Raw genomic sequence first — 11,882 nt, 5'->3', positions numbered from 1 at the left:
CCCGCACCAGCGCCCGCACCAGCGCCCGCACCAGCACCAGCACCAGCACCAGCGCCAGCACCAGCACCAGCACCAGCGCCAGCACCCGCACCAGCACCAGCGCCAGTGCCCGCACCGGCACCAGCGCCTACTCCAGCACCAGCGCCTACTCCAGCACCAGCGCCAGCACCAGCACCAGCGCCAGCACCAGCACCAGCACCAGCGCCGGTACCCAATGTTTTGCCGATCGCACCCACAATTACTCCCAATCCAGCGCCGGTATCAAATTTTTTGCCGATCGCACCCACAATTACTCCCAATCCAGCGCCGGTATCCAATGTTTTGCCGATCGCACCCACAATTACTCCCAATCCAGTGGTTGCGCCTGCTGCTGCGCCGATAAATCTCGCACCGATACCGACACCGGAGCTCGCAGCCAACCAGCCTCCCAGCACAAATCGTTTATTTTCGCCCAGCTTGCAAGAGCAAAACCAGATATCTAATTCCTTGCAACAGCGCAATTCACCTCCCGCGTCTGGGAATCTTGACGCTTCCAAGTTGCCACCTAACCTCGGCGCTGTTATTTTTCCCGTGGAGGAGAGATTTACTAGCGAGTTTGTCGATTACCTAAATTTGCCATCAACAACTGCGCTCGCCACCCTAGAAGATGCCCAAATTACCCTTCGCAGTGTCCAACAAGCCACAGGCATCAAACCAGCTCTCATTTATATCAGCTTTGTACCCAGGGGTTCTACAGTTGATCGGCCTTACAGCAGTTCCCCCATCTTGCGCGTAGAACAGCAAATTCAAGCCTCTGACGAACTAGAAATGATGGTGATCGCCCCGGAAGGCGTGCCCGTTCGCCAGCGCATCTCTGGAACCTCTCGCGCCCAGGTAATGGAAGCTATGGAGAGATTTCGGGCTGAACTGACTAATCCGGTAAAGCGCAATACTAAAAGTTATTTGCCCTTGGCTCAGCAGCTCTACAAGTGGATAGTAGCGCCGCTCGAAGCAGAGTTGCAAGCCAAAGGCATTGAGAATTTATCTTTTATCTCAGATATGGGGTTGCGATCGATACCGATGGGGGCCCTGCACGACGGCAAAGGCTTTCTGGTAGAGCGTTACAGTGTTGGATCGATGCCGAGTCTCAGTTTGACGGATACCAGCGCCACCAATTTCAAAAATACCCAAGTTCTGGCAATGGGGGCGTCGCAATTTCCAGAGATGAGTCCTTTACCTGCGGTGGAACTAGAAGTATCGACAATCACCCCGCAGCAGTGGCCGGGCAAGTCTTTCTTGAACGAAGCTTTCACCCTGGCTAATTTAAAATCGCAGCGCCAGCAGTATCCTTTTGGGATGATTCACTTGGCTACTCACGCCGAATTTCGAGCAGGAGAGCCCAGCCAATCCTTTATTCAGTTGTGGGATACTAAATTGCGTTTGGATCAGTTGCGGCAAATGGGATGGCACAGCCCGCAAGTTGAAATGTTAGTTTTGAGTGCTTGCAAGACTGCTGTGGGCGATCGAGAGGCCGAGTTGGGCTTTGGCGGTTTAGCCGTGCAAGCGGGGGTTAAATCGGCTATGGCGACTCTTTGGTATGTCAGCGACGAGGGCAGTTTAGGATTGATGACGGAGTTTTACGGGCAGTTAAAAACTGCTCCGATTAAAGCAGAAGCACTGCGGCAAGCGCAATTAGCGATGTTGCGCCAAGAAGTGCGAATTGAAGGGGGGATGTTGCACACTTCTGTTGGCAATCTGCCGTTACCCCCGGAATTGGCAAACACGACGAGTCAGAATTTCTCTCATCCTTATTATTGGTCTGCTTTTAGAATGATTGGTAATCCTTGGTAATAGGGTTTGTTTTAGTCGATCGACTGTTGGCTAATTGTGCGAGAGTTCGATCAGCGGGGTTGGGGAATATGGGTATAATCGATCGCAATTTAGAGCGCTCCTTCGGCGTTTGTGCGATCGTTTCACACCTAGATTCAGCAACGCCCGCTGATAATCTAATTGAAGACCTGCAAAAATATGAAGAGCCTGTTTGTAAATTTATTTAAATAAAGAAAGTGCGATCGCCTCTTGACAGGTTATACTATTATACCGAGAGTCATAATTAAACAGTGCTGCTGTCCGCCCTCTATGACTTGCGACTTAAATATGTTAACTAGAATACATATTCACTATCAACACCAGTATTTAACACATGAGTAAACAATTATACAAAGTTTTTGACGAAGTAGAATTCAAAGCTCAACTGCTTGCTAAATACTGGAATAATTTTTATACAGAAATTTCCGAGCATTTACCAGATACATATCAGCCTGAAATGCAAGAACTGTCTATAAAGTTAGACGAAGCTTTAAGCAATCTGGTTGATCAACTTCGTAATCCGACTCTGACTCTGGCGACTACAGGAACCACCAGTAGCGGGAAAAGCACTTTGGTAAATTTGTTGTGTGGAGCCGAAATTGTTCCTGTAGCCGTAAGTGAAATGAGCGCCGGGGCAGTCACTATCGAATATAGCAAGGAAAAGTCTCTAATAATCCATGAAACACCAGGAGCATTGTGGGAGTGCGGAGAATGGAGAGGTATTAGAGAGGAGAAAATTTATCAGCGCTTATATGAAGCAATGATAAGTTATATCGAAAACAGAGAAAAACAACCGAATTTAGCTTGTCCACAATCTACAATCTTTTACCCTTTCCGGCTTGTCAAAGAGTCTAAACTGGAACTACCACAAGGAACAAGGGTAAAAATTCTTGATTTACCTGGTTTGGCGTATGTGGGCGATCGAGGTAACGCAGATATTATTAAACAGTGCCGAGAGGCATTGTGCATAGTCACATACAATAGTGCAGAAACCGATGCACATAAAGTAAAAAGCTTACTGCAAGAAGTTGTACAGCAGGTAAAAGATTTAGGTGGTTCTCCTGCACGTATGCTCTTTACTCTGAATAGGATTGACGTTTTTCGAGCCGACGGCAAAAATTGGCCGGAAACAGAAAATCGCTTTGTTGAAAAAGCTATACGTGATATAAAAAACGAATTGACTGAACAATTAAAAGAATATACAGAAGATATTGAGAAGTTACAAGTTGTCAAACTTAGTACATGGCCTGCGCTACTAGCCCTTCAGATCCAAAATAATGATGATATCTATAGTGCTGAAGCCTGTAAAAAGGCAGACCAAAATTTTAACGGATTAATTAATGAAGATATATTAGAAGTCCTGCCACGTAACGTACAGAAATGGTCAAGACACGATCGAACACGAGTTGCTGAAGCATTATGGCAAGAATCTTATGCAGAAGAGTTTCAGCAGCACTTAAAGGAACATATTAATCAACACTTTCCACAGTTAGTAATCCCACAACTTATTGAACAATTTAATTTGTCGGCAGCAAATGCTATAACGGAATGGGCGACACAAACAACAACAGCTATTCTTAATAGTTCAGAAGAACGATATCAACAGGAATGTGAAAATATATCAGACATTAGATCAGAACTTGAAAATTTTTTAGAAGATAGCGATACTAAATTAAAAAAGCCTTTTAAAAAACTAGATACAAAAGTTAAACAGGTTCTAGCGGAAGATTCAAAGGATGACGTTGTGAAGTATATAAGACCCATAGTTTACGAACTCCAGCAGGGCGAACCATACAATGAATTAGGAGAAAAATTATATCCCCTTTATTCATGGGAAAACGAATTTCAAAAAGGAATTAACCAAGTCTTGGAAGCAGTAGCAAAGTCTTTAGAAACGGGAAAAGTAGACTTAGAAAGTCCGAATCTGAAAAAAGCAAATGTTTTAAATGTAAATTTGCTAGCAAGACACCTTACCCGTTTAATAGATTTAGGCTACACTGATTCCGTTGCTAAAGAAGGAAAAATAATGGAAGCAAAAACAGACACAGAGAAAATTCAACTCAAAAAAATTAATGATAACCTTAATGAACTAGCTATCCATCTTAGTATTGTTATAGGGGATATATTAACACAGATTTCTGCACAAGAGCTAGAGAGAATGTACCAGGCTGTCTCTGAACTCTTCCGTTGCCATGTATCATCTTTGCAAAAAGGAGCAAACACAATTGCACCTCATATAGCGATTAAATTTCCAGAATCAGAACTTAGTCAAGTTAATCACTCATTTAGATTTAACTTTCGTTTCCAAGCAGGCTTTGCTATTACCCAAGGAACTTGGCAGGAAGCAGTACAGGTTGAAAAAAAACAAAGAGCTTGGTACACCTTGTGGATATGGAAAAAAACTGTTTATGAAACCGAATATCAAGAACGTTCTAGCGATAATGCTAAAATACCCAGTGTAGAAGATTTACTTACAAGTTGGATATTCCAACAGGCAAAAGTGGAAGACTCACAAAGAGTAAATCAGGTCGCACGCTGGTTACTAGAACAAATAGATTCTCTCAAGAAAAGTGTAGACCAAATTCAGTATGATATTATTAACCGTTATCAAGAAAGGCTTGATCAGGCACACCAAGAGATTACTCTAGATTATGAAAAACAAAGAAACGTCTGGCAACCTATGCAACAAAAAGCTCAAAACCTAGCCGAAGAGTTTTCTAGCTTAGAACAAGTTTGGAAAGTTAAGTGAAGAGTTGATCATTGACTTTGTTAATCTAAAATTATTAAATTTTTGCGAGTATTTGGGAAGGCAGTGATATGAATTTAGATGAATTTTTTCGTCTTATTTATTTAAGAATAAGAGCAGAACTAGGACTAGGACGCAGCATAGAAACACCTGGCAAACGATTTTTACCCCAACAAACAAAAAATGAAACAGAAGTAACAGAAAACCGCCCAATTCCACCAAAAGTTGCTGCACCTGTAGCTTTGTGTCTTGTTGTACCAGCATCGGTGGTAGAAAATGTAAGAGAAAATTCTCCAATAGATGTCTCTGGCATAGAAAAACTCATAGATAATTCCTTATATTTTCTATGTACAACTCCAGAAGATGCGGATGCGACATGGGAGCTGTTAGACCGAACCGACGACGAAGATATTACAACTGTTAGTGAACAGAGAGAAGTTTACGTCCGAATTAACATTGCTGAGGGAGAAGACATGATTGGGAAGAAAGTCCCATATATTTTAAAAAGAAATCTCCCTTCTAATGGACAAGGTGTGGTTAGACAATTAGCTTGTCTGAAATATCTATCTGTATCTGGCTTAGAAAACTTTAACCGCATTTAAGGAACCTCAAAATGGATTGGAAAACAGCATCTTCTTACTATGAGGCTCGTCTGAGCGACGCTCTCAACGTGCAGCGACACGCGCTTAACTTGGCTATGTTACCCCAAGCTGAAGTTCCTGCTCGATTAAAAGAGGTACTTTTACAAGAAGCAGAACCAACTCGTCGTCAACTGGAAAGACTTAAAAAACGTGAATTTCGCATCGCTGTTGTCGGGTTAGAAAAAGCAGGAAAAAGCACCTTTATTAATGCTTGGTTGCAATGTGATTTACTTCCAGCAAAGGGAGGAAGATGCACATTTACCACAACACAAATTTATTCAGTTGAAAACGAGTCTGAACAAAGGCTGGAAGTACAAGCGAGAACCGAAGAAGAGTTTATCAACTTACTCAAGGAACTGGAGAAAGTTGGGGCGAAAGAAGACCTAAATACTATACGAACAAACGAAATAACTTTACAACAGGTAAGAAGAGAAGGTAATCTGACTTTTCCCTTTACTAGGCTTGAAGATATTAAAGAACCACTCAAGAAGTATGTAGCGGATGAAAAGTATGCTCACGCTGTTTTAGAGGCGAGACTTTATACTAACAAGCTTGCTCAGGCTGAAGGGATTGTTTTTTATGATGTTCCCGGTTTAGATTCAGGTTTAGCAAAGCACGTTGATGAAGCACAAGCAATGCTCTCTGACTGTGATGCGGTGATATTGGTACAACGGTTTACTAGCCTCCGAGAAAAGGAACTAGAAATAATCAAGTTTACCGAACTTGGCGATAAAAACGTCACGGTTGCTGATAAGCTTTTTGTATTTTTAAGTCGGATTGATTCATTAGGTAGTGCAGAGGCACTTAAAACACATATTGAAGAAGCATCTCAAGACTGGTTAAAGCGTGCAAAGCTTCCACCTGAACGCATTGTATATGGTTCAGCCGGAGCCTATCTAATTTTGAATGGTTTAGCAGAAGAACAGACTAAGTTAGAGATTGGGGATGCAAGTAATATCGAAGCTCAGTTAAAGAGACTGACTGGAATTACCGATGAAGAAACTCTGAATAAAAATGGTACTGGCATTCCAGAAATTAAGGAAAAAATATTTAACTATATCAACACTGAGCGTGTCTCGATTTAAAAAAAAAGATGCGAAGCTTCTATCAATAAAATTTTCAGCAATTCCGAACAGATTTATATTACAGTCAGCAAAAAGTATCCAAAAAATCCTGAAGAAGCCAAGCTATTTGAAGAAAATAATCGGCGGGTTTTCTTTACCGAATGGTGGAATCAAAAATGGGAAACAATCAAAGCTGATTTACAAAAATACTATGAATATTCTGTTGTAAACAAATCCTTAGATAGTTCTAATGCTAAGTCATTCACTCAAATAGAAAAATTTAGAGAACGATATTTACAAATCGTTGAGAATGAAATGCAGAAACTCAGGGAGGAAACATTTAAAAAGAAAGATACTATCTTTCTTGCTAACTCCAATCCAGAGTTTGACCGCATGAAAGCCAATTTTGCTTGGCGTGATGATTTGTACGGTGATATTAGTAAGCTTCTCTCTGCAATTGCTCATCAACTTGCTTTAGAACTTAAGGATGAAGCCTTAAAATTAGTTGAATATATGACAAGTTTATTATGGGAAAGTAATCAAGTAAAACCCAGGCTCATTGAAAATTCAGAGGAATATTTTTTAGCAAAACTAGAGAATAGCTTAAGCGTATTATTTTTACGCTTTGCACGTCCAGTGGCTGAAGCGCTGATTCGCGGTCCAGTTAATAGTGATACTCGAAATAAAATAATCAAAAGTTTAGGGGTAGATATTGAAATTATTGATAACTACTATAGTGGGGAAGAAGTTGCATTTAGGGTTCTCAAAAAATATGTAAAATATGGTTCAGATTTACTATTTAATTCGGAGATTCGGCAACAAGTATTAGGAGTTACAGGAATAGCAACACAAATTGCTGGGGTAGCAGCGCAAATAGTGGGAGATTTTTCTAATGACATAAAATCGCCACAAGAAGAAGCTGTAGTTTTTGAGGTAGGAAATGATATTAGTGCGTTTGAAGAATACTTAATTTATGCAATTTTCAGTGCGGCTGGTTTCGAGTCATACTGTATTCAAGAACTGAAGGGTTTAGTTGATAGTTTCCGAGACAAAGAAGGTACTTGGACTGGCGTTGCTCTCAATGAGTGGTTGCAGGGAAATCCACTTCTGTTTGCTGAAATACCTAATAACTTGAAGTCACAAGAATCGAATTTAGAAGTTAGCGAACGATTGAGGCAATTATCTATTGCTTTAAAAAGAAGTCGTTCGCCGGAGGTACTGTGAGGGACTGAAACTACAGGAAAATAGACCTTTTGCAAAAGTCCTTTTAATGCAATTAAAGGACGGGAGCTCCGGCCCATCCCACAAAAATCATCTTTTCTTGTGGAATGGGGCGGAGATCCCGTCTTAGCTATTTTTTGCAAGAGGTCTAATTTAACATAAGTCTGCAGGTTCGATCGCCCAAAACATCTTCCCCCATCATCAATCCGCTTCTAATCCGCCGGAATCATCCCCGATCGCACCCTGAACATCCTCTCAGCAACGGCGGATGAACCAAAAGAACCCTAAAACCCAGGAAATAGAGGGGGGGTACGTTTGATGTGTTGGTGCGCGCAAATGGCGCGATCGCCCCCTCAAGTGCAATTCCTAACCTCGTATCAATCTCCCTGCGGCAAATTCTCCAGCCAAACCTCTAAATCCTCGATCGACTGAAAATCTAACAATTCCTCTGCTAGAGTTTCAATTTGCTCGATCGACAAATCAGCAATTCTAGTCGTGATAGATTCCGGTAATGTTCCAACTCGCCGATTTAACAGACGGCGATTTAACTGACGTAAAATCAAGGCTCTTCCTTCTTGTTCGCGGCCTTGCACAATGCCTTGTTCAATGCCTTGCTCAAGGCCTTCTTCCTTTGCTTCCCGATAAAACCGAGTTTCCTCAAGCGTAATCCCTAACATCGCCTCTGCCTCCCTTCGGTTCAAATTTGTAAACTTGTAAACCAGTATTGTCGTCAGCATCTCTATTATGGCGCGACTCGCTGCCTCAGATTCCTCCCGCTGCGATCGCGCCAGCAACAATCGCGCCGCTTCCGGCGTACTCGCTTCGTCGATCGTCGTCAAAGCCATCAGCGCCACCCCCAGCGGCAACTGTTCAAGATCCCCCAACTCATCCAAATATACGCGATGCACCTGATTGCAGTTCAAGAGCGATCTATACGGATGCGTGTCTGATTGTTCAGTCGATCGACTCGGATAAATTACCACCGCTTCCCAATCTGTAAATCGTTGACGGTTGCGATAAAAATACAAAAACGACTCACCAAACAATCGCTCATAAAGCAATTCATCCCGCTGAAACTGCACCTCACAGAAATATACAACTCCAGGCTCAGCATCCGGCGGCAAAAACACCCCATCAATTTCAAACTTCGGTTCCTTCACCGCAACGGAGTCAAATCGATACTGTTCCGCATTCGATGGTGACTCTTCCAATAGCTCAAACAGCAGCGTCGGAGCTTCTTGAAATAACTTGTAAAATATAGAATCTCGACGCATTAACCCAACATCTCCTCTAACCTATGAAAATGCTCGAACCGTCAGTCGATTTTAGATTTTAGATTTTAGATTTGACTCGCCTTGATAAATCTGGGAGATTGAGCTTTAGTCTAAAATTTGGGGAGTATCCACAACCATTGTCCGGGGCTTCCGTTTTTTTGCTGGTTGCAAAAACAGCAAATGGGTAATCAGCTCAATCAATTCTAAAGGATTCCAGATAGCCCCAGAACAAAAAACATCCTATATTTTCAGTCCTAGACGCACTCCCGACAAAGAAACGGGGTTTTTTACTTAATCTCTGGGTAAAAACGAAGGATTTTCCTAAAACCAGGTTTCGGGCCCCATCTGCGTAAGTCCTAATTTTGTTAATCGGCGATCGAATTTCGCGCATCAGCATTCCGTGTTTCCTTACTTGGAACTCGTCCAACCTCAAGCCCTCAGCCAGAATCCACAAGCGTGACTTGACGGGGAGACACTCGTCTGGTGGGTCAATAGTAGCTTGTTTGATGCGTCCGCGCGATCGCCCACTCGCACCTCAACAACCGCCAACCACTCATAATTGCCACAAAAATTCAAAATCCCAAACCCAAAACTGCCCAACCCCAGTACGATCGATCTAGTTAGCAAAAATAAGTAAAAACACTACCGGAGTAATTTTTATGGATCTGGTCGTACTCCAGAACTGGCTGGACAACATCTCCTTTGCCGTTTTGTTCTCAACAATGCTCATTTACTGGGTTGGCGCAGCATTCCCCGGCATTCCCTACCTATCAGCCCTAGGAACCGCAGGAATGGCCGTCGCCAACCTATCCATCGCCGCTTTACTCGGTTCTCGATGGATAGAAGCCGGCTACTTCCCCTTAAGCAATCTCTACGAATCCCTATTTTTCCTAGTTTGGGGAATCACCGCCATCCACCTAGTCGCGGAAAACATGAGCCGTTCCCGCTTAGTAGGAGTAGCCACATCCCCCGTAGCAATGGCAATATCCGCCTTTGCAGCCCTGACTCTGCCCGCAACCATGCAATCTGCAGAACCCCTAGTACCCGCCCTCAAATCAAACTGGCTGATGATGCACGTTAGCGTCATGATGCTCAGTTACTCAACTTTAATGGTAGGATCCCTGCTGGCGATCGCATTTTTGATCGTCACCCGCGGCCAAAAAATCGAACTCACGGGTAGTTCCTTCGGCACCAACAGCAACCGCAACGGCAACTACCGCCTCCAACGCCCACAAAACCCCGAACCTCAAACCGAAACAGTCGCCGACAGCGCCTTAGCTTTCAGCGAACCCTCTTTCAACTCCAACAATAACGGTTTGGGAACCACCGCAGTCCTTGAATTAGCCACCGTTCAAACCCCATCAACCGCCCCAACTCAAACCGCAGAACTTCTCTCGCCCCAGCGCTTGAATCTAGCAGAAACTCTTGATAACATTAGCTATCGCATCATCGGTTTAGGATTCCCCTTACTGACAGTTGGCATTATTGCCGGTGCGGTTTGGGCTAACGAAGCTTGGGGCTCATACTGGAGTTGGGACCCGAAAGAAACTTGGGCGCTAATTACTTGGTTGGTATTTGCTGCCTACCTGCACGCCCGCATTACTCGCGGCTGGCAGGGAAGACGCCCAGCAATTTTAGCCGCCACAGGTTTTGTGGTAGTTTGGATTTGCTATCTAGGCGTTAATCTGTTAGGCAAAGGTTTACATTCCTACGGTTGGTTTTTCTAATTCCCGATCCACCAATGGGTCACAGAAGAACAGGATAAGTCAAAGAATCGGGATTAATATCATCTCCGCTTGTAGGGTGGGCAATTCCCACCTTACTCAACCAGCGAGATTATAATAATTAACTCCCTCTTCCTTCTTCCCTTTTTTTACCCGATCGCAAAGTCGAAGGGTCTTCTTCCCTCTTCCTTCTTCCTTCTTCCTTCTTCCTTCTTCCTTCATTAAAATAAGGACAATTAATATGGACGAATCGCCAATATTTCCCCAAGAAGACGATGTTGTGTCTGCTCCGACCAGCGCTTTGATGTATCAATGTACATTCAAAGTCAGCGAATTTATGGCTATTATGCAGTCAAAATTGGTAGACGAAAAATTATTCTCAGACGGCCTGGATTGCGAGCTATTAAGTGCTGGCAAAGACTGGACTAAAGGAAAACTTAGAATGCGTCTGGAGTTCATTCCGCTCGAACCTGAAATCAAAGAGCAAAAAGCCCTTCCTGCCGCTGCCGAAAGATCTGACACCGTGCAAAACTACGCCGTAGATAGCTCAAATCAAACCGATATAGATGAGCCATTAAATCAATGTGACTCAACAGAAATAAATAATCATTTTCCTATTTCTAGGTATCCAGACCGCGACCCCCAAAGTATAGGAATGTGGAGCTAAGCTGCTACTTAGTGCAGAGGGAAAGGAGGAAAATTTTTTAATTTTTAGTTCAGAGTTTTGAGTTGAGGAGCTTAAAACAGCATCCTTCCTACAACTGTCAACTGTCAACTGTCAACTGTCAACTGTCATGGCTGAATCTTCCAATTGGACGCACCTGCACGCTCAAGTTCACCGGACGCTGCTGCAGCGACAAATATTGCCATCAAATCAGCGATTGTTAGTAGCAGTATCCGGCGGCCAAGATTCTCTGTGTTTAATTAAATTACTGCTAGATTTGCAGCCAAAATGGGGCTGGAATCTAGCGATCGCACACTGCGATCACCGTTGGCGTTCTGACTCGCAAGCGTCGGCTAATCATGTAGAACTATTAGCTAAAAACTGGGGAATATCCTACTATTTGGAAACAGCCTCGGACATTTCCAAAACAGAAGCAGCCGCCAGACAGTGGCGATATGAAGCTTTAACCGAAATTGCGATCGCCCACCACTACCCCTACATTGTTACAGGCCACACAGCCAGCGATCGCGCCGAAACACTCCTCTACAACCTGATTCGCGGCAGTGGCGCCGACGGACTTTCTGCCCTCACCTGGACACGGCCCCTGCTCGATTCTCGATTGCCGATTGCCGATTTTAGATTGGGGAATTCCGGCGAAAATCCTAACTCCCAAATATCTGCCGATTTTAAATTGGAAAAT

Annotated in this window: 11 protein-coding genes; 9 read left to right on the top strand and 2 right to left on the bottom strand. The window is 43.5% G+C overall.

Annotated features, from left to right (window positions below):
- Window positions 1-419 (bottom strand): hypothetical protein (locus QUB24_RS19050; RefSeq protein WP_333154733.1); only part of this gene is annotated, 419 nt, incomplete at its 3' end.
- 37 nt (window positions 420-456) lie between these two features.
- Here QUB24_RS19050 and QUB24_RS19045 point away from each other — a divergent pair.
- The 6 genes from QUB24_RS19045 (at window position 457) to QUB24_RS19020 (ending at window position 7,523) form a co-directional block, all read left to right on the top strand.
- A complete protein-coding gene (locus tag QUB24_RS19045; protein ID WP_333154732.1) occupies window positions 457-1,830 on the top strand; it encodes a CHAT domain-containing protein in 1,374 nt (457 codons plus the stop codon).
- Complete coding sequence (locus QUB24_RS19040; protein WP_333154731.1) at window positions 1,824-2,036, top strand: hypothetical protein; 213 nt, start codon at window positions 1,824-1,826, stop codon at window positions 2,034-2,036. The genes QUB24_RS19045 and QUB24_RS19040 overlap by 7 nt, the downstream gene beginning before the upstream one ends.
- Before the next feature lie 146 nt (window positions 2,037-2,182).
- A complete protein-coding gene (locus QUB24_RS19035) occupies window positions 2,183-4,597 on the top strand; it encodes a dynamin family protein (RefSeq protein WP_333154730.1) in 2,415 nt (804 codons plus the stop codon).
- A gap of 68 nt (window positions 4,598-4,665) precedes the next feature.
- Complete coding sequence (locus QUB24_RS19030; RefSeq protein WP_333154729.1) at window positions 4,666-5,196, top strand: hypothetical protein; 531 nt, start codon at window positions 4,666-4,668, stop codon at window positions 5,194-5,196.
- Window positions 5,197-5,207: 11 nt separating this feature from the next.
- The gene (locus tag QUB24_RS19025; protein WP_333154728.1) at window positions 5,208-6,320 is read left to right on the top strand and encodes a dynamin family protein; all 1,113 of its coding nucleotides are present in this window, start codon (window positions 5,208-5,210) and stop codon (window positions 6,318-6,320) included.
- A 294-nt stretch (window positions 6,321-6,614) separates the two neighbouring features.
- Window positions 6,615-7,523, top strand: a complete 909-nt coding sequence (locus QUB24_RS19020; RefSeq protein WP_333154727.1) for a hypothetical protein — start codon at window positions 6,615-6,617, stop codon at window positions 7,521-7,523.
- 374 nt (window positions 7,524-7,897) lie between these two features.
- On the opposite strand, the gene QUB24_RS19015 is transcribed toward QUB24_RS19020, so the two are convergent.
- A complete protein-coding gene (locus QUB24_RS19015; protein ID WP_333154726.1) occupies window positions 7,898-8,794 on the bottom strand; it encodes an Rpn family recombination-promoting nuclease/putative transposase in 897 nt (298 codons plus the stop codon).
- Window positions 8,795-9,453: 659 nt separating this feature from the next.
- Here QUB24_RS19015 and ccsB point away from each other — a divergent pair.
- From ccsB to tilS, 3 genes are all read left to right on the top strand, one after another.
- Entirely contained in the window at window positions 9,454-10,521 is a 1,068-nt protein-coding gene (gene ccsB / locus QUB24_RS19010; RefSeq protein ID WP_333154725.1) for a c-type cytochrome biogenesis protein CcsB, read from the top strand.
- Window positions 10,522-10,759: 238 nt separating this feature from the next.
- A complete protein-coding gene (locus QUB24_RS19005) occupies window positions 10,760-11,185 on the top strand; it encodes a KGK domain-containing protein (protein WP_333154724.1) in 426 nt (141 codons plus the stop codon).
- 127 nt (window positions 11,186-11,312) lie between these two features.
- Window positions 11,313-11,882 (top strand): tRNA lysidine(34) synthetase TilS (tilS, locus tag QUB24_RS19000; RefSeq protein WP_333154723.1); only part of this gene is annotated, 570 nt, incomplete at its 3' end.

Origin of the sequence: Microcoleus sp. B9-D4, assembly GCF_036705105.1 — a bacterium.
Lineage (GTDB): Bacteria > Cyanobacteriota > Cyanobacteriia > Cyanobacteriales > Microcoleaceae > Microcoleus.
Note: the sequence above shows the minus strand (reverse complement) of the source record. Positions and strands in the feature narration are given on the sequence as shown.